This window comes from Thermogemmatispora sp., assembly GCF_042408735.1.
Lineage (GTDB): Bacteria > Chloroflexota > Ktedonobacteria > Ktedonobacterales > Ktedonobacteraceae > Thermogemmatispora.
On sequence record NZ_JBHOQV010000109.1, the window covers coordinates 69702 to 92824 of the forward strand.

The 23123-nt window shown below is 62.9% G+C and carries 20 protein-coding genes and 1 other RNA gene; 11 read left to right on the plus strand and 10 right to left on the minus strand.

From position 1 onward, the window contains the following. Nucleotides 1–136 precede the first annotated feature (136 nt). Complete coding sequence (locus ACFMO7_RS09265; protein ID WP_376795201.1) at nucleotides 137–730, minus strand: GNAT family N-acetyltransferase; 594 nt, start codon at nucleotides 728–730, stop codon at nucleotides 137–139. A 412-nt stretch (nucleotides 731–1142) separates the two neighbouring features. Here ACFMO7_RS09265 and nifS point away from each other — a divergent pair, with 412 nt between their 5' ends. The 4 genes from nifS (at nucleotide 1143) to ACFMO7_RS09285 (ending at nucleotide 7997) form a co-directional block, all read left to right on the plus strand. Then, nucleotides 1143–2297, plus strand: a complete 1155-nt coding sequence (gene nifS, locus ACFMO7_RS09270) for a cysteine desulfurase NifS (RefSeq protein ID WP_376795202.1) — start codon at nucleotides 1143–1145, stop codon at nucleotides 2295–2297. 255 nt (nucleotides 2298–2552) lie between these two features. Further along, the gene (locus ACFMO7_RS09275) at nucleotides 2553–3725 is read left to right on the plus strand and encodes an aminotransferase class I/II-fold pyridoxal phosphate-dependent enzyme (protein ID WP_376795203.1); all 1173 of its coding nucleotides are present in this window, start codon (nucleotides 2553–2555) and stop codon (nucleotides 3723–3725) included. 1651 nt (nucleotides 3726–5376) lie between these two features. Then, nucleotides 5377–7149, plus strand: a complete 1773-nt coding sequence (locus ACFMO7_RS09280) for a 2-oxoacid:acceptor oxidoreductase subunit alpha (protein WP_376795204.1) — start codon at nucleotides 5377–5379, stop codon at nucleotides 7147–7149. A 2-nt stretch (nucleotides 7150–7151) separates the two neighbouring features. Beyond that, a complete protein-coding gene (locus tag ACFMO7_RS09285) occupies nucleotides 7152–7997 on the plus strand; it encodes a 2-oxoacid:ferredoxin oxidoreductase subunit beta (RefSeq protein WP_376795221.1) in 846 nt (281 codons plus the stop codon). A 354-nt stretch (nucleotides 7998–8351) separates the two neighbouring features. On the opposite strand, the gene ACFMO7_RS09290 is transcribed toward ACFMO7_RS09285, so the two are convergent. Both ACFMO7_RS09290 and ACFMO7_RS09295 read right to left on the minus strand, forming a co-directional pair. Next, on the minus strand, nucleotides 8352–8573 hold the full coding sequence (locus ACFMO7_RS09290) for a hypothetical protein (RefSeq protein ID WP_376795205.1): 222 nt from the start codon (nucleotides 8571–8573) through the stop codon (nucleotides 8352–8354). Between the two features lie 544 nt (nucleotides 8574–9117). After that, on the minus strand, nucleotides 9118–9363 hold the full coding sequence (locus tag ACFMO7_RS09295) for a hypothetical protein (RefSeq protein ID WP_376795206.1): 246 nt from the start codon (nucleotides 9361–9363) through the stop codon (nucleotides 9118–9120). Between the two features lie 490 nt (nucleotides 9364–9853). Between ACFMO7_RS09295 and ACFMO7_RS09300 the strand changes: the two genes are divergently transcribed. The 7 genes from ACFMO7_RS09300 (at nucleotide 9854) to ACFMO7_RS09330 (ending at nucleotide 16308) form a co-directional block, all read left to right on the plus strand. Further along, the gene (locus tag ACFMO7_RS09300) at nucleotides 9854–10852 is read left to right on the plus strand and encodes a hypothetical protein (RefSeq protein WP_376795207.1); all 999 of its coding nucleotides are present in this window, start codon (nucleotides 9854–9856) and stop codon (nucleotides 10850–10852) included. Nucleotides 10853–10958: 106 nt separating this feature from the next. Further along, the gene (cysC, locus tag ACFMO7_RS09305; RefSeq protein WP_376795208.1) at nucleotides 10959–11603 is read left to right on the plus strand and encodes an adenylyl-sulfate kinase; all 645 of its coding nucleotides are present in this window, start codon (nucleotides 10959–10961) and stop codon (nucleotides 11601–11603) included. 188 nt (nucleotides 11604–11791) lie between these two features. After that, entirely contained in the window at nucleotides 11792–12979 is a 1188-nt protein-coding gene (gene sat, locus ACFMO7_RS09310; RefSeq protein WP_376795209.1) for a sulfate adenylyltransferase, read from the plus strand. 111 nt (nucleotides 12980–13090) lie between these two features. Next, entirely contained in the window at nucleotides 13091–13615 is a 525-nt protein-coding gene (locus ACFMO7_RS09315; RefSeq protein ID WP_376795210.1) for a hypothetical protein, read from the plus strand. Between the two features lie 139 nt (nucleotides 13616–13754). Further along, nucleotides 13755–14585: a sulfite exporter TauE/SafE family protein gene (locus tag ACFMO7_RS09320; RefSeq protein ID WP_376795211.1), complete on the plus strand. Its 831-nt coding sequence runs from the start codon at nucleotides 13755–13757 to the stop codon at nucleotides 14583–14585. 414 nt (nucleotides 14586–14999) lie between these two features. Next, nucleotides 15000–16031: a zinc-binding dehydrogenase gene (locus ACFMO7_RS09325; RefSeq protein ID WP_376795212.1), complete on the plus strand. Its 1032-nt coding sequence runs from the start codon at nucleotides 15000–15002 to the stop codon at nucleotides 16029–16031. Between the two features lie 100 nt (nucleotides 16032–16131). Next, entirely contained in the window at nucleotides 16132–16308 is a 177-nt protein-coding gene (locus ACFMO7_RS09330; RefSeq protein ID WP_376795213.1) for a hypothetical protein, read from the plus strand. Nucleotides 16309–16490: 182 nt separating this feature from the next. On the opposite strand, the gene ACFMO7_RS09335 is transcribed toward ACFMO7_RS09330, so the two are convergent. The 7 genes from ACFMO7_RS09335 to ffs form a co-directional block, all read right to left on the minus strand. Beyond that, nucleotides 16491–16889 (minus strand): hypothetical protein, encoded by a 399-nt coding sequence (locus ACFMO7_RS09335; protein ID WP_376795214.1) that lies wholly within the window; start codon nucleotides 16887–16889, stop codon nucleotides 16491–16493. Beyond that, the gene (locus tag ACFMO7_RS09340) at nucleotides 16886–17647 is read right to left on the minus strand and encodes a glucose 1-dehydrogenase (protein ID WP_376795215.1); all 762 of its coding nucleotides are present in this window, start codon (nucleotides 17645–17647) and stop codon (nucleotides 16886–16888) included. The genes ACFMO7_RS09335 and ACFMO7_RS09340 overlap by 4 nt, the downstream gene beginning before the upstream one ends. A gap of 406 nt (nucleotides 17648–18053) precedes the next feature. Then, nucleotides 18054–19166, minus strand: a complete 1113-nt coding sequence (recA, locus tag ACFMO7_RS09345; RefSeq protein WP_376795222.1) for a recombinase RecA — start codon at nucleotides 19164–19166, stop codon at nucleotides 18054–18056. 348 nt (nucleotides 19167–19514) lie between these two features. After that, nucleotides 19515–20141: a recombination mediator RecR gene (gene recR / locus ACFMO7_RS09350; protein WP_376795216.1), complete on the minus strand. Its 627-nt coding sequence runs from the start codon at nucleotides 20139–20141 to the stop codon at nucleotides 19515–19517. A 3-nt stretch (nucleotides 20142–20144) separates the two neighbouring features. Next, on the minus strand, nucleotides 20145–20438 hold the full coding sequence (locus ACFMO7_RS09355; RefSeq protein ID WP_376795217.1) for a YbaB/EbfC family nucleoid-associated protein: 294 nt from the start codon (nucleotides 20436–20438) through the stop codon (nucleotides 20145–20147). A gap of 12 nt (nucleotides 20439–20450) precedes the next feature. Then, the gene (dnaX, locus tag ACFMO7_RS09360; RefSeq protein WP_376795218.1) at nucleotides 20451–22691 is read right to left on the minus strand and encodes a DNA polymerase III subunit gamma/tau; all 2241 of its coding nucleotides are present in this window, start codon (nucleotides 22689–22691) and stop codon (nucleotides 20451–20453) included. Between the two features lie 329 nt (nucleotides 22692–23020). Then, an RNA gene (ffs, locus tag ACFMO7_RS09365) (signal recognition particle sRNA small type) lies at nucleotides 23021–23120 on the minus strand. Nucleotides 23121–23123: the final 3 nt, after the last annotated feature.

A 23123-nucleotide genomic window follows, 5' to 3' on the forward strand; every position in this document is an offset into this window, starting at 1 on the left:
GGCCCTTTCCTGCTGGGAAGCCGGCCGAGACCAGGCGGCAGAGTGGCAGCAGACCAGGCCCGGTCTTCATCGGGGGCGTCGCCGGCATAGACAGCAGAGAGAAGCTGTCGCCGATCGCTGCCGGCCTGGCTCTCGCTTAGTGAGCGGCCTGCCAGCGATCGGCCGGCGTCAGCGAGAAGACCAGGGTATTGCGCAACTGGCCATCGGGCGCTACAGACTCGTTGCGCAGGCAGCCCTCGAAGACGAAGCCCAAGCGGCGCGCAACAGCGGCGCTGCGCTCGTTGCGCTCATCGCAGCGGATAAAGACGCGGTTGGCCTGCAGCCGAGTCAAGGCAAAGCTGGTCACCAACTGAGTCGCTTCCGTCATATAGCCTTGACCCGTGGCCGTGGCGCGTAACCAGTAGCCGATCTCAAAGACGCGCGCCTGCCAGTCGTGAGGCTTCAAGCCAATACCGCCCACCAGGTGCCCGTTGGCCCGCTCGAGCACCGTGCAACTATACATCTCGCGTAGCAGCCAGGCTGCACGCTGGCGGTTGATCCAATCGCGCGTCTCCTCCAGACGCTGATGTTCGTTGGCCCAGGGCATCCACGGGCGCAGGTGAGCGCGCGATTCCTCGATAGCCTCAAAGAGGGCCGGAGCATCTTCCTCGCGGTAGGGCCGCACAAGGACGCGCTGGCCCTCCAGCGCTTCAAAGTCGGGCATCAGACTAAGAAAAAGTTCCTCTCCCATGAAGCTGTTCCTTTCTACGCTACTCGACCTTAGCGGAGCGGACATCAAAAAGAAAAAAAACTAGCCCTTGCTCTCTATGATCTCCAAAAAAGCAAAAGAGACCTTAGGGACTTCACGGCGCGTGAACGGGAGCTTCTCCTATGATACAATGAAGGCAGCCATCAGGCAAGCGTTCCCGTGTCGGCGGCGAGCCAGCCGAGAGAGGGAAGAAACTTGTTTTAGCCCTCTCGCCTGCTGAGTGAGACCCGTGGCAAGGGCGTCTGTCTGGCAAACGTCGCCGGGGGCAACAGGTGGCGTAGTAAGCGCTGTCCTTAAGCGATTCAGCAACAAGATCGAGTGCATGCGATACGGTCCATTAGAGACCGAAGGATAAAGCCTTTGCCAGGCGAGCAAATAGGCAAGAGCAAAGACCATGTCTGAGCGATTCATCTATCTTGACCACGCGGCCACGACTGCCCTTGACCCGCGAGTGCTGGAGGCCATGCTGCCCTATCTTACCAGCGAATATGGCAACGCCAGCAGCATCTACACTCTTGGGCGGCGGGCCATGCAGGCCATCGACCGTGCCCGTGAAGAGATCGCGGCCATTCTCAACTGCCGGCCCACCGAAATCGTCTTCACCGGAGGAGGCTCGGAGAGCGACAACCTGGCCATTAAAGGGGTAGCCCTGGCGGCCCAGAACAAAGGCAAGCACATCATCACCTCGGCCATCGAGCATCACGCTGTGCTGCACACCTGTCGCTACCTGGAGCGCTTTGGCTTCACGGTGACCTATCTGCCCGTTGACGAGTATGGCCTGGTCGATCCCGAGGCTGTTGAGCGGGCCATTACCCCTGACACCGTGCTGGTCTCCATCATGTATGCCAACAACGAGATCGGCACCATCGAGCCGGTTGAAGAGATCGGGCGCCTCTGCCGACAGCGCAAGGTCCCCTTCCATATTGACGCCGTACAGGCTGCCGGGGCCTTGCCACTCGATGTCAAAGCGCTCAACGCCGATCTGCTTTCGCTCTCGGCCCACAAATTCTACGGTCCCAAAGGCGTCGGCGTCCTCTACATCCGTCAGGGTGTTCGCCTTCTGCCTCAGCTGCAAGGAGGCTCGCAGGAGCGAGGGAGACGGGCCGGCACCGAGAACGTGGCCGGCATCGTTGGAGCAGCTACCGCCCTGCGTCTGGCCTACGAGGAGCTGGAGCAGGTACAGCCGCGCCTGCGGGCCTTGCGAGATCGCCTTATCGACGGCATCCTGAGCAGCATCCCCGGCAGCCGTCTGACCGGTCATCCGACGCGGCGTCTGGCCAACAATGCCAGCTTCTGCTTTGAGGGAGTCGAAGGCGAGTCGATCCTTCTCAACCTTGACCTGCTCAACATCGCCGCCTCGACCGGCTCGGCCTGCACCTCCGGCTCGGTTGAACCCTCGCACGTCCTGGTCGCGCTCGGCCTGCCGCCCCAGTGGGCGCGTGGCAGTCTGCGTCTGACCCTGGGCAAAGACAACAGCGAAGAAGATATTGAGACCGTGCTGGCCGTTCTGCCCGGCATCGTCGAGAAGCTGCGGGGTCTGGCCACCTGAGCGCGCGCGGACTGGCGACCGGGGGAGAGGCGAGCCTCCCTGACCATCTGGGGGGAGGGCGAAGGCGAGGCGTTGTCTCCTCAGCCCGTTTGTGCTACAGTGGAAACAGCAGAGGCAACAGGGCACCAACAAGGAAGGCACCTGCGGGATCATCCGCCTGGCAGATGATCCTGGCAGCCAAAGAGCGGGCGACCGCGGGCGTTGCCCGCCGCACCTTGCCTCGACGTGTGCACAAGAAGGGATAGGCAGTTTGTTATGGACACACTCAAACGCGAAGCGCTCTCACAGCGAGTGCGGGCCGTCAAACCCTCCGGCATTCGCAAATTCTTCGACATCATCAACAGCATGCCGGACGTCATTTCCCTCGGGGTAGGTGAGCCGGACTTTGTGACACCGGAGCACATTCGCCAGGCGGGCATCGAAGCCCTCAGACGTGGAGAGACGCACTACACGTCGAACTATGGAACCCTTGAATTGCGCGAAGAGATCGCTGCGATGTTGCAGCGTCGCTATGGCCTGCAGTACGATCCGCAGAAAGAGATCCTGATCACCGTAGGCGTCAGCGAAGGGGTTGATCTGGCGATGCGCGCCCTGGTTGATCCAGGCGATGAAGTGATCTCGCTCGACCCCGGCTACGTTGCCTACGAGGCCGATATTCTCTTTGCCGGCGGCGTAGTCGTGCCGGTTCCGACCTACGCGCGCTACGACTTTGCTGTGCGTGCTGCCGAGATCGCGCCCCTGATCACGCCGCGCACCAAGGTGATTCTCCTCGGCAACCCCAACAACCCAACGGGGGCCGTCATTCCGCGGGCCGAGCTGGAGGGCATTGCGCGTTTAGCCCAGGAACATGACCTTTACCTGGTCGTCGATGAGGTCTATAGCCGCCTGGTCTACGACACAGAGCATGTCTGCATGGCCTCGCTGCCGGGCATGCGCGAGCGCACTATCTTGCTTGACGGGTTCTCCAAAGCCTATGCGATGACGGGCTGGCGTGTTGGTTACGTGGCGGCGCCGGCGACCCTGCTGGAAGCCATGCTCAAAGTGCATCAGTACGCGATTATGTGCGCCAGCACGGTGGCCCAGGTCGCGGCCCTGGAGGCCCTGCGTCACGGCGAGGAAGACGTGCGTGCCATGCATGCCGAGTATGCGCGGCGGCGGCGCATGTTCGTCGACGGACTCAACCGCATTGGCCTGCCGACCTGCGAGCCGCGAGGGGCCTTTTATGCCTTCCCCTGCGTGGCCCAGACCGGTATGAGCGACGAAGAGTTCGCCGAAAAGCTGCTTCTCGAGGAGCGCGTCGCGGTCGTGCCCGGTAGCTCGTTTGGGGCCTGTGGCACCGGCTACGTCCGCTGCGCCTATTGCGCCGCCTACGATCAATTGGAAGAGGCGCTCAGGCGTATGGAGCGCTTCCTCCTGCGCCACCAGTAGAGGGAGCGGTCGCGCCTCGCGCCGACCACTCCCCTCCCCTTCTCCCCCCTTCCGATCTCTCCCGCTTGTTTCGTATAGACCGTCTTCTCGGGAGTCAACTGGTGCCTCCCATGCCGGCCTGGGGGCCTGCGGGGCGCACTGGAGACCGAGGCTTTCCTCCCGCTTGCATGCGCAGGTTGTGGCACGAGTCGGCGCGGGTCACGCATCGGCCGGTGGCTAAATGCTGCCCACTGAAATAGGAAATAAAAAAGCAGCGGGTGAAGCGGGAAGCGGAGGCCGGGGCCGGCCTGGCTGGCGAGGGCGGAGCCTGTCCTATAGCAGGACCTGGCGGGGGAGAGACGAGCAGGAGAAGTCTCCTGGGGGAGAGAAGGAAGAAAGAGAGTGGGCCCACCTGGATTCGAACCAGGGACCAACCGGGTGAAGCCGACGACCGGAGCCTGTGCGCGTCCTGTGGGCGATCGAGCCAGCGAGCCTCGATCGCTGGAAGGAGGAAGCGCAAGGCGAGGCCATCCCTTCCCGAACCGTGCGTGCGCCTTTCGGCGCACACGGCTCTCCAGGCGCTGTTGAGCCGCGAGCCGGGGCCGTTGGCTGGCCGCCGGGCGGGGCAGCGCCCTGTGCCCCTTCCCCGTGTATCGGGCATTACCCCGATCATTTGAGTACTATGGGCACTCCGTCACCAGAGAACACGGAAGCTGACCATGGTGACAGCCGCCTCTTGGGGCGGAGGAGCTGTGGCCTCCCCTGAGAGGGAGGAGGCTAGCCGTTGTCAGGTCTGAGGCCGTGTTCTGTCAGGTGATCCCGCAGTTCCCTACCTGCCTCGGTCCGTACGTAGGTGCCCTTACGACATGCCGCGCTCCCAGCCGCTGGCCCGATGGGACCATTGGCGACCCTCATAACCACGGTCGCCAAATCGGGACACGTGCGCGATCCTGCCATCGCACGGGTGGCCAAGCGGGCACATCTCGGGTTCGGAAGACCCTCCTCACCATATACGGCCTGGCTGCACGGAGCGGGGTAAGCAGTTTCCCCCGAGCCGTACTTTTCTGGCCATGCTGCTGTCCCCTAACCCTTTCGGGATCGGGTCAGGCCAGGCTTTAACCACAGCGGTCCCAGTGGTGCTGCACTGCGCAGCGGAGACAGGTAGAGCACAGCGGCGCACTTATGAGCCGGCTGCTCTAACCGCTGAGCTATGGGCCCTTGCGACCACTATTGTAGCATACTTGGGGTGAGCTGGGAAGAGGGAAGGGACAGGAAAGTGGGCAAGGACCCGCGACATTTGGTTTAGCATAGTGCTGGATCGATACATCGTACGCTCCACATTGTGCTATAATATCGGAAGTGTAGAGTCCAGCACAAGACTGGCTTCCCATTCCGGTTCCTGAGCTGGGAAGAAAGGGAAGGGGAGGCCAGTTGCCAGCGAGAGCTTTGGCCGATTCAGTAGTAAGCAGGATCGTGAACACAGGAGCCGTACCATCGGCAAAGCACCCTGTTTCGAGTGCAAGCCAGTCAAGCAGAAGCAGACCGGAGCGAGAGCAGAGAGCGACCGTGGCCGCCGTTAGCCGCGGGCACTCTGTGGGATCCCGGAGCGCTTTTTCAGGGCCGCGCCATTTCTGTGCACAGGGCGCGGTTGAATTTTTAGAGGGGGCATTCAATGGAGAATGAAGTGACGATTCGGATTGGTGGCGAGTCGGGCGAAGGGACCATCTCGGGCGGCGACATCCTGGCGCTCGCCTCCGCGCGCTGGGGCTATCATGTCTTTACCTTCCGCACCTTTCCGGCGGAGATTCTGGGCGGTCCCTGTATGTTCCAGGTGCGCATCAGCGATCGCCCTGTGAAATCGATGGGAGACTATGCGGACGTCCTGGTCTGTCTCAACAAAGAGGCGTATGATCGCAATATCCAGGACCTGCGCCGGGGGGGTGTGCTGGTCTATGATCCTGGTGACTTTACGCCCGAGAGCGACGACTTCATCACCTATGCCGTGCCCTTCAACGAGCTAGCGCGCAAGGAAGTGCAGCTCTTTCAGACCAAGAATATGGTCATGCTGGGGGCCATAGCTGGCCTCTTTGGGCCACCGCTGGAGGCTTTGCTTCAGGTGGTCGAGTCTCGCCTCTCCAAATCGCGCAAGGCCAACCCCATCTTGATGGAGAAGAACCGCCTGGCCCTGGACGTTGCCTATCGCTACGTCCGTGAGAAGATCGAGAAGCGCGATCCCTATCAGCTTGGGCCTGTGGAGAAGGCCGATCGTGTGGTGCTCAACGGTAATCAGGCGGTCGTAGCTGGAGCCTTGGCTGCCGGCTGTGGCTTCTTCGCCGGCTACCCGATCACCCCGGCCAGCGACATCATGGAGGCCCTGGCCAAGGAGCTGCCGCAGGTTGGGGGGACCTTCTTGCAGGCGGAGGACGAGATGGCGGCCCTGGCGGCGGTGCTGGGCGCCTCCTTCGGAGGTGTGCGGGCCATGACAGCGACCTCGGGGCCGGGCTTCTCCCTGATGACCGAGCTGATCGGGTTGGCCTCGATGGCCGAGCTCCCGGTGGTAATTGTCGATGCTCAGCGTGCTGGCCCGAGCACGGGCATGCCCACCAAAATGGAGCAGGCCGACCTCAGCTTCGCTCTCTACGCCGGCCACGGCGATACGCCGCGCATGATCGTGGCTCCGGCCAATGTCGCCGATTGCTACACCCTGATGGGGCTGGCCTTCAACATGGCCGACCGCTATCAGATGCCGGTCCTCTTCCTCACCGATCAGTCCTTAACTGCACGCGTCGAGAGTGTTGAGCGCAGCGTCTTTCGCCCCTTCACCATCGAAGGCCGTCTTGAGTATGGCAAGGCGAACAGCAACGGCGCCAATGGGGCCAGCGGCAACGGCAAGCACGAAGCGGCGACTCTGGCCACCAGCTTCGCGCGCTACGCCTATACGGCCAGCGGCATCTCTCCCATGACCGTCCCCGGGCCTGGGGCCTTGCCCTATTCGGCGACCGGCCTGGAGCACAACGAGCATGGCCATCCCGACTACGAGCCGGAAGACCACACGGCCATGATGCTGAAGCGCTTTCGCAAGCTGGAGACGGCGGCCCAAGAGCTGCCCCAGCCAGAACCCTACGGTGACCAGCCGGCGGAGATCGGCCTGATCGGCTGGGGTTCGACCGAGGGGGCCATCCAGGAGGCGGTAGACCGCGCGCGTGCCAGGGGCTACAAGGTCGCTTCGCTGCATCTGCGCATTCTCTCGCCGCTGCCCGACCGTGCTATTCGCAGCTTCATCAGCTCGGTCAAGACGGTCATCGTGCCCGAATGCAACTACTCGGGCCAGTTGGCCAACCTGCTCGGGGCCAGGTATGGTCTGCAGCCGATTCGTGTCAATAAATTCGGGGGCATTCCCTTCACCGCGGGCGAGATCCTGCGGGCTATTGAGGAGGTTTGTTAGCCGTGGTTCAGTCAACCACTCCAACGCTCACTCTCAAGGACTACAAGAGCGAGGTCAAGCCGACCTGGTGTCCGGGTTGCGGCGATTTCGGCGTGCTCAACGCGACGCTGCGCAGCATGGCCGCCCTCCAGCTGCCGGTCGATCAAACGGTGGTTGTCTCGGGTATCGGCTGCTCCAGCCGCTTCCCCCACTTTATTCGCACCTTCGGCTTCCATAGCGTGCATGGGCGCGCCCTTCCGGTCGCGCAGGGCCTCAAGATGGCCCGGCCCGACCTGACTGTGATCGCTGTGGGGGGCGATGGCGACTTCTTCAGTATCGGCGTAGGTCATCTGGTGCATGCCGCCCTGCGCAACATCGATATTACGGCCATTGTGATGGATAACGAGACCTATGGCCTGACCAAGGGGCAGACCTCGCCGACCTCCCCGCATGGCCATAAGACGAAGTCATCGCCCTATGGCCTGCTGGCCTCGCAATTCAATCCGGTGGCCACCGCCCTCTCGCTCAACGTGAGCTTTGTGGCCCGCGGCTACTCCGCTCGCCCCAAGGAACTGGCGTCCCTCATCGAGCAGGCTATCCTGCACCGCGGCTTCGCTTTCGTGCATGTGCTCAGCCCCTGCCCGACGTTCTATAATACCTTTGATGCCTGGGATGCCGCTGTAACATCGCTGCCGGCGGAGCATGATCCCAGTAACCGCCTCAAGGCGCTCGAGTACGCCCTCGATGGCGAGAAGCAATATATCGGCGTCTTCTACCGCGAGGAGCGGCCCACGATGGAGCGCGTGGCGCGCGAGGTCGTTGAGCCTCACGAGTTCCGCATCGAGGAATACATTCAGCGCTACGCCTAGCCTGGCTTCCCCTGGCGCCCGCCGCGCCCCCAAAAGCAACCGCCCAAAAGGCGGAGGCGGGAGCGAACGGCAGGCGCGGAGGCGAGAGAGAGGCCGCGAAGGCGCTGACAGCCAACAACGCGAGGAGGCCTCGACTGCCTTAACGACAGTCAGGGCCTCCTCTTCGTCTCTTCTCTCCATCCGGCTGCCTGAGCCGGGAGAAGACTCGAGGCCCGCAGATGGGTAATCTTCCCCTGCCCGCTGGCGGCTTGTTGGTCCGGATGGGCCCTGGTGGGGATTGACTGATGGCTTGATTGCTCGACTGCGGCCCAGGCGCTAAGGGAGAGGGGAGAGGCGGCTGGGGCGGCTCGCGAGCTAGCGCGCGCTCAGGCCGAACTGGCCGGAGAGCTGCAGCGAGTTAAGCACCGCCTGGATGAACTTCTCGCCGCAGGGATGGCAGAAGAGGCCACCGTCGTTGTGATAGAGGCCGCCAATGGCTGTAAGCTGCCGCTCCGCCGGCTCACCGCACCATTCGCAGCGGCTACCCCTGGGGGCAGAATCCACGGAAACAGGCTGGTGGAACTCGTTCTTTGGCATGGCTTGTCCTCCTGAACCGTGTCGGGCAGACACGTCACTGCTACGCATCGTTTCTTGCATAAGGGGAAGGTTGCACAGAAGCAGCAGATAGAACAAGACAGAATTGGACGGAAAGGAACGGACCCGTATCGGTGGTCAGCAGCGTGTGGTGAAGGGGGCCGGGGGAGCCGCCAGGGTGGCTACCACGGAGCCGACGGTACCACAGCCAGAGGTACCACGGTGATACGGAGCCGGTCAACGACGATACGCACTGTGCGTCATTGCCCGAGCGCTGGAGCGGCTTTGCTCAGCTTGCTGGCAAGGAAGCCGGCCCACTGTCTGGCCTCGCGCCCATGGTGGGCGAAGTGGGACCGAGAGATCCTTGTAGTTAGAAACAACTATACCACAAAATGCCGGCGAGTGCCAGTCTCCCAGCCAGCCAACCAGCCAGCTAGCCTGTCCATCTGTCTGCCTGCCTGCCCTCGGCCGACGCGCTGCCGGTGGCAGCAGGCCAGGAGGGAAGATCAGAAAGGCAGCCAGGTGAAGAAGAGAGAGGCCAGCCCAGTCAGGGCTGTGGCGGCTGCTCTTCTTCAAGGGCAGGAAAGCGCGAGGAGAGGCGATCGCCAATGATCCAGCCAATTCCTCCCAAGACCACGGTCAGCCCAAACCAGATGGCCAGGTCCAGGTTGATATTCACGTTGAAGCTGACCGCCAGGAGGGCCGCCAGAATCAGGCCGAGCGTTAGCCCGAGGGTCGTTCCCACCAGACAGCCAGGATGAGCAAGATTGCGTCCCCGTAGCTTATTCAACATCTTCTCTCCAGGCCTGCCAATCTTTTGCAATCTTTTGATGGTCTGTTGATATTTTTCTCATACCTCTCTGGTAGCCTCTCCGATGATAGCGCGTGACCGGGCTGGCGTCAAGGGTCTCAAGGCGCGCTCCCTGGCCTGCCCTGGCGGCTCCGGCGGCCCCAGGGTTGACAAGGCGCGCTTCTCTACAGTAGTATAGTAACAACGGATGTACTCGACATTGTTGATAGACAAAATCAACAAAGCGGACGGCGTCAAAGGCGGGGCAGAGGAACCTACGTGCGTGCGGCGATGGAGCCAGGGGACCGGACCGAGCCGGGCCAGACCAGGCGACGGTTCGGTCCCCTTTGTGCCTGCGCCTCCGACGCTGAGGGCTGGCGGCCCGGCCTTTGTTCACTATGACCGGTCGTCATGACATCATGTTTGCATGGAGCCTTTCCTTGCCCGAGAGCAAGAGAGCAGAGCAGGGCCAGAAAGGTGGAGAAGCACGATCATGAATCTTCTTGTCAGCTGCATCTCGACCAGACACTCGACGCTGAAAAAGCATTGGGCCGACACCGGCCAGCAGTTGGCCTGCCCGTTGACGGTGCGCGGCAGCCTTCAGAAGCCCGACGAAGACCTGGGCGGGCTACTCTGCCTGGTGGTTGGGGAGACTATTGAGCGTACGCTGCCGCTCAGTATGGCGGCGGGGATGGTGCCCTCTGAACAAGGCATTCTGGTGACCACTGCTACCAGCATCCACGAAGTCGATCCGCTCTTGCGCGAGCTACGCCGAGACGTCATCTCGCTGCCTCTCTTCAACGCCCTTCATTCCATCTCGCGCAGCGCCCGCGGCTATCTGGTCGCCAGCACGGGTCTGGACCTCATTGTCGAGGTCAGCCGCCAGGGCGAGGTTCTCTGGCAATGGTGGGCGACCGACCATGGCTTCACCCATACTCCCACCGGCGTCCCCCGCCAGCTTGACAAGACGCGCGACCATCGTCAGGAGAAATACGGCACTCTCAGCCAGACGACCCACGTCAATGCGGTAGCCGAACATCCCTCGGGGGCCGTACTGGCCTCGCTCTTCCATCAGGGAATGGTGATCGCTATCGATCGTCAGAGCGGCGAATGGCGGCCGGTGCTTGAAGGGCTGGATCATCCTCATGCGGTGCGCATCCTTGACAACGAGCACTTCACCGTGGCGGATACCGTCGGCGGGCGAGCGCTTCTGGCGCGACTGACCCATCCCTGGAGCAGAGCAACAGTCGAGGCCGTAGTGGAGGCCGGTACCGATTGGCTCCAGGACTGCAGCTATGAGCCGCGCTCTCAGACCTGGGTGCTGGTCGATGGCAAGGCGTCGCGCGTGGTGCTGCGCTCGGGCAGCAACGGCTCTGCTGAGCTGACCACGATCCAATTCGATCCAGAGTGGCGCCTTTATGAGGCCCTTGTCCTGCAGGAGGTCGCCCCCGAGCAGGAGCCATCGCTGACGGGCATCAGCGCTCAGTCTTGATTGCCCGGCCCGCCTCTGGTCAGCAAGGCGCCGGTGGGCTTCCTATAGCACTGATAACTGACTGGCTACCCCTATCCTGGTGGCTCTGCTATGGCCGGCCCGATCCATGCGGAGCTGTCAGCAACAAGCAAGGAAAAGGAGAGAGCAGAGGCTGATGACAAAGAACGGCAATCATGGCTTTACGCTCTGGTTTACCGGTCTCTCTGGCGCAGGCAAGAGCACCCTGGCCCGCGCTGTTGAGGAGCGCCTGCGGGCGCGAGGACGCAAGGTCGAGGTGCTCGATGGCGATGAGGTGCGCACCCATCTGAGCAAGGGGCTGGGCTTTAGTCGGGAGGACCGCGATACCAACATTAAGCGCATCGCCTTTGTGTGCAAGCTGCTCACGCGCAACGGCGTGATCTGCATTTCGGCGGCTATTTCGCCCTATCGCGAGGCGCGCGAATGGGCGCGGCGTGAGATCGGACGCTTTGTCGAAGTCTACGTCAAGTGTCCGCTGGAGGTCTGTCGGGCGCGCGATGTCAAGGGCCTCTATCGCCTGGTCGATGAGGGCAAGATCAAGAACTTTACCGGAGTCGATGATCCCTACGAGGAGCCTGAGCGGCCTGAACTGATTATCGAGACGGACCGCGAGAGGCCGGAGCAGAGCGTAGCGCGCATCTTTGCCAGGCTGGTCGAGCTGGGCTATCTGGAAGCGGACTTCCTGGAGGAAGCGGTCCCCGCGGGACAGGTGGGAGAGAGCCGTCCCTCCTGATCCTGAGAGCGACCCACGGCTGACCCGCTCCTGGCGGTCTGGAAGGCGAGCGGCCGAAGAGAAGCGCCGATGCCGGTGGACCAGGATGGAGCCGGGAGCCGTGGGCAAAGAAGGGAGCGAGAGAGCAACGACCAGAGCCAGGAGAGTCCTGGCAGAGCAGACTGCAAGCAGCAAGAGAGAGAAAGCCGATGTCAGAAGCTGGATTGATTGCCCCTCATGGGGGCGAGCTGGTGATCAATCTTGTGAGCGAAAGCGAGCAGCGAGAGCTAAGCGAGCGGGCGCGCCACCTGCCGCAGGTTCCCGTTGGGGTACGCGAGCTGGCCGACCTGGAGATGCTGGCCGTGGGGGCCTACAGTCCCCTGAGCGGCTTCATGACCCAGGCTGACTACCGGAGTGTCGTCGAGGAAATGCACCTCAGCAATGGCCTCCCCTGGACTATTCCCATTACCCTGGCGACCGATGCCGAACGGGCGGCCACCCTCAAGGAAGGCACTGAGGTGGCCCTTGTGGATGAGCGGGGCCTACCGCAGGCCATCCTGACGCTTGAAGAAAAATATCGCTATGACAAGCGGCGGGAGGCGCGCCAGGTCTATCGCACCGATGACGAGGCCCATCCTGGTGTCAAAGCCCTCTACCAGCAAGGGGAGGTCCTTCTTGGTGGCCGAGTGCGCGTGCTGACTTTGCCTGAGCAGTCTTTTGCCGCTTACCGCTACACGCCACAGCAGGCGCGCCGCCTCTTCCAGGAGCGCGGCTGGCGACGGGTTGTCGGCTTCCAGACGCGCAATCCCGTCCATCGGGCCCACGAATACATTCAGAAGTGTGCCCTGGAGATCGTCGACGGCCTCTATCTGCATCCCTTAGTCGGTGTGACCAAGGACGATGACATTCCGGCCGCGGTGCGCATGCGCTGCTACGAGGTGCTGCTGGAGCATTATTATCCTGCCGACCGCGTGATTCTCGGAGTCCTGCCTGCGGCCATGCGCTATGCCGGCCCGCGCGAGGCTGTCTTTCACGCTATCCTGCGCAAGAACTACGGCTGCTCGCACTTCATTGTGGGGCGAGACCACGCGGGCGTCGGCAATTATTATGGGACCTACGACGCGCACCATATCTTCGCCGAATTTGATGCCAGGCAGCTCGGCATCACGCCTCTGTTCTTCGACCACACCTTCTATTGCCGGGCCTGTGAGGGCATGGCCTCGACGAAGACCTGTCCTCACGACAGCAGCCAGCATGTGATCCTCAGCGGCACCAAAGTGCGCCAGATGCTGCGCGCTGGCGAGATGCCGCCGCGCGAATTTTCGCGGCCCGAGGTGGCACGTATTCTGATCGAGGCCATGCGCGAACGGAACGAGGAGCAAGCGCGCCGGCCTTGAGTGAGAGCGCTGCCCTGCCCGTCCAGGCGGGCCAGGCTGAGCTGGAGCGAGCCAGGTCAGGCCGGGCGGGCACAATCAACTGGCTGGGGACCTGAAGCCAGGAGGAAGGATATGTCAGCTCTTCTGCCTGCGGCGAGATCTGAGAAGGGCGAGCGCTACAGGCTGCCATCGCTGCGGCGCTTTCTGACGCTGGAGATCGCTGTTCATGGATCCCGGCTGATTCTAACCGAGCTGGCACTGGCCAGCGTCAGCTACGCTGTGGCCGGCCTCTGGCTCCTCTGGCGGGCCGTCGGCCAGCTATCTGGGCTGCGCCTGGATGGAGAGCACTGCCTGGCGCTTGGCGGTGCTGGCTTCTTCCTCTGGGTCGCCCTCAACGAGCTAGCGCTGCTGGCTTATGCGCTCCTGATCGTGATCCAACGCCGCCAGCGAGGCCAGGCTCCCCTGGAGCAGTCGGGAAGCCAGCAGGCGCTGCTGCAGCTAGCCCTCCTCTCCTTGCTTCCCCTGGCTTTACCCCTGCTCATCGGGCGCGAGGAAAGGCTGAGGGCGGTCCGTTCTTCTGTCAGCTTGAGCGGTAGAGAAGACAAAGTGACAACCCTACAAGAAAGCTCTGGGGGACCAGGCGCCGGATCTTGCTGACGGGGGCGCTGAGTGGGGACGGGGGGCGGGCGCGACAGGGATTGGCCAGACGGGACATTCAGGGCTATCTAGCCTGACCCATGATGTCATGTCGATGGTATCGAGCGTTGGTTGAGTTACCTGTGTGGGAGGTACATTGATGGATTTTCGCATATCGCTTGCCGGGTTGATGGTGGGCTTTCTGATCGGCCTCACCGGCATGGGGGGAGGATCGCTTCTTGCCCCCATCATGATCTTGCTCTTCCGTGTTCCCCCGTTATGGGCTGTGACCTCGGACGTCACCTACTCGGCGATCACCAAGGGCCTGGGCACCATTATCCATGCCCGCCAGCGTCAGATCGACTTTCGGGCTGCGCTCTGGCTTGCTTGTGGAAGCGTGCCAGCCATTCTTGTCAGCGTCTTTCTTGTCCAATACATTCGCGCCCACTATGGTCATCTGATTAACACCATTCTGCTCCATGCCATTGGCTACACGCTCGTTCTAGTGGCCGTCCTCCTGCTCGCGCGGCCCTATCTACTGCGCTATGCGGAGCGGCGGGCGCAGGAGCGCAAGAAGGCGGCCATCGCGGCGGGCGAAAGTGAAAGCCAGGGCCAGGCAGCGGGGGGCAACCCACCCTGGTACCGGCGGGTGCTCCTGATCCTGGCCGGGGCCTTTGTCGGTTTCCTGGTCGGTCTCACCTCTGTCGGCAGCGGCACCTTGATTATCGTCACTCTGGCCTTCCTCTATCCCGAATTGGGACCCAAAAAGCTGGTTGGCACCGACATCTTCCAGGCGTTCCTTTTGTTGGTGGCCGGCATGGTTGGCTATCTCAGCTCCGGCTCAATCAACTGGGGCATCGTCGGTCTGCTCCTGCTAGGCTCACTGCCCGGCGTCTACATCGGCAGCAAGCTCAGCAAATTTATTCCGGATCAAGTGCTCAATCCCGTTTTGGCCATAGTCCTGGCAGTCTCAGGTTGGAAACTCATCTAAGGCTGGCCTGGCTCGTCGTCTCCGTCCCGCTTCGCGCATAAGACCTTATGAGGCGCGTGTCTGCCTTCTGTTCTGTGCTCCTTCCTCTCGTCTCCGCGGTCTGCAGGGAAGAAGGAAGAGCGCGACAGATAGGGCGGCCGCGCCTCTTCTTCGCTTGATCGCTCGCCGTGCCAGGGCATCCCCGGTTGCTGCGCCTATCCGCTCATCTGCTGCGGACCTGGGCCTCTCCTCTCTCCTGCCTGTGAGGACGTCGGGCTGCTCCCCGTCCTGGCTGAGGACCCGAGGCTATCGCTGAGATTGGCAGAGCGAGCATTACCAGATGCGCACAATCTGGGCGAGAGCAAGAGAATGAGGTACAATACATCATAGCTTGCATACATAGAAGATATCCATCTCTTGCCAACGGGAGGCAGCATGAAAGCCGCAGTCTTTCACCAAACCGGTGGCCTGGAGGTCCTGCAGATCGAAGACGTACCCTACCCGGTGCCTGGTCCCCAGGACGTCATCGTCAAAGTTCGGGCCTGTGGAGTCAACCATCTTGACCTGCACTCGCGTCGAGGCAGGACCAGGGTGGCGCCCATGCCGCATATTTGTGGTTCGGAAATTGCCGGAGAGATTGACGCCCTTGGGGATGCTGTCAGCGGGCTGAGCGTTGGCCAGCGCGTGGCCGTTGCACCCTACCTCTTTTGTGGCCGCTGCGAGTATTGTCGCTCGGGCGAGGAAGTGCTCTGTCTCAACGGCGACATTATTGGGCTGGCCAGTCAGGGGGGCTTTGCGGAGTATGTGCGCGTGCCCGCGTCCAGCGTTGTTCCCTTGCCGGAGGGCCTTGACTTTGTCTCTGCCGCCGCCGTGACCCTCTCGACCATCACTGCCTGGCACATGCTCACCACGCGGGCTCCACTCCAACCGGGTCAGGATGTGCTTGTCCAGGCCGCTGGCAGCGGCGTAGGCAGTGCGGCCATTCAGATCGCCAAACTCTGCGGGGCGCGAGTAATCGCCACCGCCGGCTCGGACGAAAAGCTAGAGCGGGCGCGTGCCCTGGGGGCCGACGAAGTGATCAATTATCGCAGCACAGACCTGGTGCAAGAGGTCCGACGCCTGACCAACAAGCGCGGTGTAGACGTCGTTGTCGACCACATCGGCAAAGATACCTGGGAGCAAGACATCGCCTGTCTGGCCCGCAAAGGGCGCCTTGTGACCTGTGGCTCAACCAGCGGCGATGTGGCCGAGACCAATGTCTGGTTGCTTTTCATCAAAGAGATCGCCCTTATCGGCTCCTATGGAGGCACCCGTCACGACCTGGCCGAGGTCCTCAAACTGGTGGCGCGTGGTCAGCTCAGGCCAGTCGTACATGGGACCTATCCTTTGAGCGCTATCGTCGAGGCCCAGCGTCTCATGGAGGAGCGCCAGCAGTTTGGCAAGCTCGTCATCCTCCCCAACGACTGAGGTGGAGCAGGCAGGGATTTCCCTTCTTTCGCTCTGGCCACCGCCGCGGCCTGGGCCAGGCGAAGGGAGGGACGACAGTAGAGCAGAAGGGAGCAGTGTTATGTCACAGACAACGGGTGAGGTCAGCAGCCACCCCATCGAGATCGTCGATCAGCCAGAGGAGGAGCAACAGCAGGACCAGCGACTGACCGTCATCCTGTTCCTGGCGGTCACCGTCATCAGTGCCCTGATCACCTTTCTCATCGTGCGCCGTTGGCTGGGTGAGCACGAGAGCTGAGGAGCGCTCTTTTCCACCAGCCGCTCGCCATTCAGAGGGGGCCGGGCCTGCGGAGAAACGAGCGGGCAGTCCAGAGAGCAAGTCCTGGCTGCCCGCTAGGGGCTACCTGACGCTCCGGCAGAGCGAAGGCGCGCTGCCGGCTTGAGAAGCTGAGCTGTCGGTAGCTGTCGGACGCGATCCGCTCAGAACTCCTCGTAGCCGTGTTCCAGCAAGGGGCGCAGCTCGCTGCCAGTTGAGAGGCCCACGATACGCGGAGCGCGCACCAGGCGCAGATGGCCGCGGGCCTGAATCAGATAGACGATGGCTTCAGGCCGGTAGTAGCGACGAGCGATCAGGGCGTAGACATCCTCCCAGGGCTGATAATGGCCCCCGGGCAGCTCAATCAACTGAATAAGGCCCTCCCAGGGACGGGGACCGACGTACTCGAAATAGACGCGCGTCCCCACCGCATAGGTTGGGCGAGGCAGGCGCTCCGGCCGCACCTCGGCGGGCCACTCGCAGGGCTGGAGGCCGCGGAAGGGCTGCCAGCCGCCCGCTTCCGGCAGCCAGCGCAGCGTTGGGAGAATCAACTCCTCGCTCACTGAGCGCTACGCCCCCCATCGACAACCAGCACCTGGCCCGTGATATAGCTCGCCGCCTCCGAGGCCAGGAAGAGCACTGCCGGGGCCAGCTCGCCCGGGCGACCAATGCGCCCCATAGGGGTCGTACTCGCGATGAAGCTCTCGGCGCGCTCCAGCACTGCCTCCGTCATGCGCGTGCGGAACATGCCGGGCGCTACAGCGTTCACACGCACCCCGCGTCCGCTCCACTCAACTGCCAGCGAGCGCGTCAGATTGATCACCGCGGCCTTGCTGGCATTATAGCCCACCGTTCGCAGTTGCTCGCCGCTCAGACCAGCGATCGAGGCCACATTAATGATCGACCCCCGCTGGCGCTCCAACATATGGCGCCCCACTGTCTGAGACATCAAGAAGGTCCCCGTCACGTTGGTATCGAGCACCTGGCGCCAGCGTTCCAGAGGCATCTCCTCGGCGGGCGCGCCCCAAGTCTGGCCGGCGTTATTGACCAGCACATCGATCTTGCCATAGAGCGCCAGGCTCTGGCGGACCAGCGTCTCAACGGCCTCCGCCTCGGCCACATTGCAGAGCTGGGCGGAGACGGTGATCCCCTGTTCCTTCAGATGGCGCTCCGCCTCGGCGAGCCACTGCTCGCGCCGGGCCGTAATAATGACCGTGGCGCCGGCCTGACCGAAAGCCTCAGCGATCTCCAGGCCGAGGCCGCGGGAGCCGCCGGTGATCAAGACCACCTCGCCGCTGAAATCGAAGCGAACCTGTCCCATAGAGCCTCCTCGTTATGCGAACGTCGTACAAGGCTTGCCAGCCCTTTCTTCCCCGGCTTGCGGCGCGGGGGCAGGCAAACAAAGATGCCGCCAGGCCATGACTCCTCTCCCCGCCAGAAGAACCCTACCTTCTGGGGCGATCGGATCGGCAATCAAGAGAGGGGGAGAAGCGGAGCAGGCCAGCAGGCGGAGAGAGGTCAGCCGAGGAGCTGGGAGAAGGGCGAGAAAGCGCGGGCAGCCTGATCTCTCTTGCCACCCGCGCCCTGGCGGATCGCTTGGGCCAGGAGAGAGCCAACCAGGTGAGTGGTTGGAGGGAGAGGTGAGGCAGCCTGGCGAGTGCCCATTCCTGTCTCCCTTCCTCCCTCGTTCGTCGGCTCATCCTGGCATGGCTGCGATGCTCAGCTCCTCAGATCTCCTCGAGGGCCTCCGTGGGAGGCTCATCGGCATGACCATCCTCCAGCGGCTCGGCCTCGCCGCCGCGGAACGAGAGCATATTGCTCCGAATCTGCTCCTCCAGAGCCTGGGCCACATCCGTATTCTGGCGAAGGAACTCCTTCGCATTCTCGCGTCCCTGACCGAGGCGGATATCGCCCACGGTGAACCAGGCGCCGCTCTTCTTCACCAGGCCCATTTCCAGGCCCAGGTCGAGCAAGCCGCCCTCGCGAGAAATACCCTCGCTATACATAATATCGAACTCTGCCACCTTAAAGGGAGGAGCCACCTTATTCTTCACCACGCGCACGCGCGTTCGGCGACCGATCACCTCCTGGCCCACCTTAATCGTATCCGTCGAACGGATATCCAGGCGGACCGAGGCGTAGAACTTCAGGGCGCGCCCGCCGGAAGTCGTCTCCGGGTTCCCGAACATCACCCCCACCTTCTCGCGCAACTGGTTCGTAAAGATAATCGCCGCGTTCGAGTTTGTGATGGCCGAAGTCAGCTTCCGCATAGCCTGGCTCATCAGGCGGGCCTGCAGGCCGACATGGGAATCGCCCATCTCGCCTTCGATCTCGGCGCGGGGGGTCAGAGCGGCCACCGAGTCCACCACCACCACATCCACGGCCCCGCTGCGCACCAGGGCATCGAGAATCTCCAGGGCCTGCTCACCCGAATCCGGCTGAGAGATCAACAGGTTGGCGATATCCACTCCACAGCGAGCGGCGTAGGTGGGGTCGAGAGAATGCTCCGCGTCGATGAAGGCCGCATAGCCACCGGCGCGCTGAGCATTGGCGATGATATGTAAACAAAGCGTTGTCTTTCCCGAAGATTCGGGGCCATAGATCTCCGTAATGCGACCGCGGGGCACGCCGCCCACCCCGATGGCCAGATCGAGGGCAATCGAGCCGGTCGGGATGGCCTCCACCTGAGCGTGGGCCGCCTCGCCCAGGCGCATAATCGCTCCCTTACCAAAGCGGCGCTCGATCTGCTGGACAGCCTGTTCAAGCGCGCGCTCCCGCTCACTGGCCGGGGCGCTACTATTCGTGCCCGAAGCGATGCTCATCTTCTCTTTCCTGGTCATCATAGTGCCACCTTTCGTGCTATATCCAACCACAAGCGGACCGATGCCCCTGCCACGTGAGAGGTAATTGCGGGCAGCATCGGATGACCTCCTGCTGTTCTCGCTCTCACAGAATATCTTCCCTGGCGAGGGTCTGAAAGCGGAAGAGGCGGCCTTCGGCCCTCATCGGCCTGAGCGATCTCTCTCGCTGCTCTGCTCTTCTATCTATTTGCTCGCTGTGGCCTTTCTCTGCCGGTTCCTGGCCCTGGCGAGCGGAAGGAGCAAAGTCAGGATGAGTGTAGAACATCTGTCAAAGAAAGTCAACAGGCGAGCGGAAGGGAAGGCGATTGCAGCCATCGCTCCATCGAATCAGGCACCGAGATCGAGGCGTCCCTCGATTGAGCGGCGCAGGGTGCCCTCATCGGCATATTCCAGGTCGCCGCCGATGGGCAAGCCACGGGCCAGACTGGTGATCCTGAGCTGACGTGGTGCCAGGGTCGGCTTCAGCTCTTTGAGGCGCGAGACCAGGTAATTGGCCGTGTACTCGCCTTCGAAGTTGGGATTAGTTGCCAGCACGACCTCCTGAATCTCCTCGTGTCTGACTCGTTCGAGCAGCTCTTTGATGCGCAGGTTATCGGGCCCGATGCCTTCCAGCGGGGAGAGCGCGCCGTGCAGGACATGGTAAAGACCCTTATAGGCCCCGGTGCGCTCCAGTGCCAGCACATCCAGTGGCTCTTCGACCACGCAGACGACGTGGCGGTCGCGCTGGGGATCTTCGCAGATGCTGCAAGGATCGTGCTCTGTGATATTGAAGCAGTGAGAGCAGTAGATGATGCTCTCTTTGACGCGCAGGATGGCCTCAGCCAGTCGGCGCGCCTGATCGGTGGGGCTGCGCAGCACATGGAAGGTCAGGCGCTGGGCGGTCTTGATGCCGATCCCTGGCAGCTTAGAAAACTCCTCGATGAGGGCCGCGACGGGGGGAGCCAGCTCGCTCATGACCTAGAACAGTCCTGGAATCTTGATGCCGCCTGTAATGCTGTTTACCATCTTCTGCTGGGCCTCGGCGACCTTGCTGAAGGCATCCTTAGCTGCCGCCAGGAGCATCGCCTCCAACTCGCCGATGTCCTCAGGATTGACCGCCTCGGGGTCGATCTTGATGGCGGTAATCTCGTAGTTGCCCTTCATCGTAACGGTGATCGCGCCGCCTCCTGCGCTCCCGCTAAACTGACTCTGCTCTAGTTCCTCCTGCAATTTCTGAAGGCGTTGCTGGGCCTTCATGATTTCCCGCATCATAAGAGAAGCTCCTCACTCGCTTTTGTCGATATCGATGTCGATGATCTCCGCGTTGAAGGTTTTGATAACCTCCTGCACGCGGGGGTCGCTGCTGGCCTTTTCGCGCAGCGCAGCCGGTTCGGGCTGAAAGCCATTGCTCTGAGGCCGCGGCTGGTCGGTCGCCGGAGCTGCCCGCTGAGGCGTTTTCTCGGCGAAGGCTGTCGAGCGGCTGGAGGCAGGAGGCTCGTGCTGCCGGTCCGCCGCTGGCTCTGGCTGAGCGCCTGGCGACGGTGGCTCCGCTGTCTCGGGCCTGCCGCTCCCCCTATCATTTTCTGTCAGCGTGCCATTTCTGGCAAGGGGGGAAGCCTCGGCACTTCCTGCCGCTGGACTATCTGGGCTGCTGGCCGCCTCGGGCACCTGGCTGGGGTTCGTGCCGGTGAGCGTGGAGAGCGAGGGGTCTCGGCGCAGCGTGGCGCGCTCAAGAAGGGTAGTGCCAGAGGGCTGGCCGGGAGGCAAGAGGCGCACCAGGCATTTGATGCCAAACTCCAGCTCCAGGGCCTGCTCCACCGGCTTATGACGATTCCCCTGGTTCAGAAAATTGTAGTGCGGTTGGTGCTCGGCCTGGATCACGACCACTGGTGGGCCGCCGTAGTGCTCTACGGTCACGACGCGGAAGTCCTGAAGGCAGGAGGCGGCTTTGGGATTTTTCTGGCTGACGCGACGACGGATAATCTCCCAGGCCTGCCGCACTTGCTGCAGAGTCAGGCCGCCCGTGGAAGAAGAGGCGGCTATGGGGGGGGCTGCCGGAGCTGGGCGGCTGCCCGTGCCTGGAGCGGTCCGGCTGGCGGCGCTCGTCGAAGCAGAGGCGGGAGCGGGCGTCGCTGTTCCTCCTGGAGCTGCTGGACCTGTCGTCGCGGTCTCGCCGGCAGAAGCGGATGGTGTGGAGGGACCCGGCTCAGGCCGGGAACGTCCGCTGACTGGCCCCGCCGAGCGCGACGGCGGGAGAAACGGTCGCAGGGCGCCGGCCTCTGCGCGCTCCTCTTCGCCGCGCCCAGGCCCGGAGGTGGCGGGTGTGGTGGGCGCGGAAGCTGGACGAGCCGCGGAGGGGGCGGCGGATGGGACGGCACTCTGCCAGGCCGAGCCTGCCGCTGGCGCCGATAGCGGCATTTCGCCCGCCTGAACACGCCGGCGCAGCTCCAGGCACTCCAGAAAAGCCAGCTCGAGGGCCAACTGAGGCGTTCCCAGGCCCTTCTGCAGCAGCTCGTTCTGCGCGCAGATACGCGCAAAGCCCGTCAACTCTTCCAGGGAGAACTGCCGGGCCAGCTCCTGGATCTGGCGGATCTCCTCATCGCTGCGGTCCAGGATCTCGGGCAGGGAGGCCCCGGCGCGGGCCAACATGAGAGCGCGCCAGTACTCAACCAGCTGGGCATTGACCTGGCGCAGGTCGGCCCCATCCTCAGCCAACTGATGGATCAAGTGCAGGCCAGCCGCGCTCTCGTCCGCCGCCACGGCCTGGACCAGCTTCTCGATCGCCTGCGGATCGGCCACACCCAACATGGCCTGGACCTGAGCCAGCGTTACCCGTTCGCCCGAGTAAGCGATAGCCTGGTCCAGCAGGCTGAGGGCGTCGCGCATCCCGCCAGCCGCGGCGCGGGCCAGCAGCTCGGCCGCTCCTTTCTCCAGCGTTACCCCCTCCTGGCTGGCGATATAGTGGAGGTGATCCACGATCTGGCGGGTGGTAAAGCGCTTGAAATAGAAGCACTGGCAGCGCGAGATCACGGTCGCTGGCATCTTATGCATATCGGTTGTTGCCAGCACAAAGATCGCGTGCTCTGGAGGCTCCTCCAGCGTCTTCAGGAGCGCGTTAAAGGCTTCCGTGGTCAGCATATGGGCCTCGTCGAGGACGTAGACCTTATATTTGCCGGAGGTGGGGCGCACCATCACCTTCTCGCGCAGCTCGCGGATGTTATCGATGCCACGGTTGGAGGCGGCATCGATCTCGATCACATCGAAGGAGGTACCGGCGGTAATCTCGCGGCACTGCTGGCACTCATTGCAAGGCTCGCCGTTGCGTGGCTGCTGGCAATTGATCGTCTTCGCAAGCAGGCGGGCGGTTGTCGTTTTGCCAGTGCCGCGCGGGCCGGTAAACAGGTAGGCGTGGGCCAGCTTGCCGCTGCTGAGCGCGTGCTTGAGCGTCTCGACAACGGCCTCCTGGCCGACCATCTGCTCAAAGGTCTGCGAACGCCACTTGCGATAAAGAGCCTGTGAACTCATAGGGATGCACTCTTCTCTCCTGGCTGGCTGCTGGCTGGCGGACGGCCAGGTGCGGCGTGGGAACAGGGGCAGAGCTGGCCGCTGGCGGCCTGGCGATGGTGGTGGGGAGCCAGGTGACCGGGTCAACCAGGCGACCGTGAACTGGCCTGTTGTACCGTACGGACCTGCAAGCGCGTCGCGCCATGCCGGCAGGAACAGCGTGCCGCGGAGCAATGCGTGCTGTGCCGCCGGGTCTGAAGTGAGACGGAAAGGCCTCTCTCTGACTGAGGCGGAGGCCAGGAAGCGTCAGACAGACAGAAAACCGGCTTTCGCCCGGCCCTGCCGCTCAGCGCAATCAGGCAACCCTGCGACGCCCAGAGAGGTCCATTTACCGTTGCTTCCTCACGGACCTGGCGGGGTTCACAGACATCTGCCGCGCAGGACCCAATTGCG

Excerpts from the sequence above, each read along its gene's own strand:
- ACFMO7_RS09265 (WP_376795201.1), bottom strand. The coding sequence starts at position 730 with ATGGGAGAGGAACTTTTTCTTAGTCTGATGCCCGACTTTGAAGCGCTG.
- nifS (WP_376795202.1), top strand. The coding sequence starts at position 1,143 with ATGTCTGAGCGATTCATCTATCTTGACCACGCGGCCACGACTGCCCTT.
- ACFMO7_RS09275 (WP_376795203.1), top strand. The coding sequence starts at position 2,553 with ATGGACACACTCAAACGCGAAGCGCTCTCACAGCGAGTGCGGGCCGTC.
- ACFMO7_RS09280 (WP_376795204.1), top strand. The coding sequence starts at position 5,377 with ATGGAGAATGAAGTGACGATTCGGATTGGTGGCGAGTCGGGCGAAGGG.
- ACFMO7_RS09290 (WP_376795205.1), bottom strand. The coding sequence starts at position 8,573 with ATGCCAAAGAACGAGTTCCACCAGCCTGTTTCCGTGGATTCTGCCCCC.
- ACFMO7_RS09295 (WP_376795206.1), bottom strand. The coding sequence starts at position 9,363 with ATGTTGAATAAGCTACGGGGACGCAATCTTGCTCATCCTGGCTGTCTG.
- ACFMO7_RS09300 (WP_376795207.1), top strand. The coding sequence starts at position 9,854 with ATGAATCTTCTTGTCAGCTGCATCTCGACCAGACACTCGACGCTGAAA.
- cysC (WP_376795208.1), top strand. The coding sequence starts at position 10,959 with ATGCGGAGCTGTCAGCAACAAGCAAGGAAAAGGAGAGAGCAGAGGCTG.
- sat (WP_376795209.1), top strand. The coding sequence starts at position 11,792 with ATGTCAGAAGCTGGATTGATTGCCCCTCATGGGGGCGAGCTGGTGATC.
- ACFMO7_RS09315 (WP_376795210.1), top strand. The coding sequence starts at position 13,091 with ATGTCAGCTCTTCTGCCTGCGGCGAGATCTGAGAAGGGCGAGCGCTAC.
- ACFMO7_RS09320 (WP_376795211.1), top strand. The coding sequence starts at position 13,755 with ATGGATTTTCGCATATCGCTTGCCGGGTTGATGGTGGGCTTTCTGATC.
- ACFMO7_RS09325 (WP_376795212.1), top strand. The coding sequence starts at position 15,000 with ATGAAAGCCGCAGTCTTTCACCAAACCGGTGGCCTGGAGGTCCTGCAG.
- ACFMO7_RS09330 (WP_376795213.1), top strand. The coding sequence starts at position 16,132 with ATGTCACAGACAACGGGTGAGGTCAGCAGCCACCCCATCGAGATCGTC.
- ACFMO7_RS09340 (WP_376795215.1), bottom strand. The coding sequence starts at position 17,647 with ATGGGACAGGTTCGCTTCGATTTCAGCGGCGAGGTGGTCTTGATCACC.
- recA (WP_376795222.1), bottom strand. The coding sequence starts at position 19,166 with ATGACCAGGAAAGAGAAGATGAGCATCGCTTCGGGCACGAATAGTAGC.
- recR (WP_376795216.1), bottom strand. The coding sequence starts at position 20,141 with ATGAGCGAGCTGGCTCCCCCCGTCGCGGCCCTCATCGAGGAGTTTTCT.
- ACFMO7_RS09355 (WP_376795217.1), bottom strand. The coding sequence starts at position 20,438 with ATGATGCGGGAAATCATGAAGGCCCAGCAACGCCTTCAGAAATTGCAG.
- dnaX (WP_376795218.1), bottom strand. The coding sequence starts at position 22,691 with ATGAGTTCACAGGCTCTTTATCGCAAGTGGCGTTCGCAGACCTTTGAG.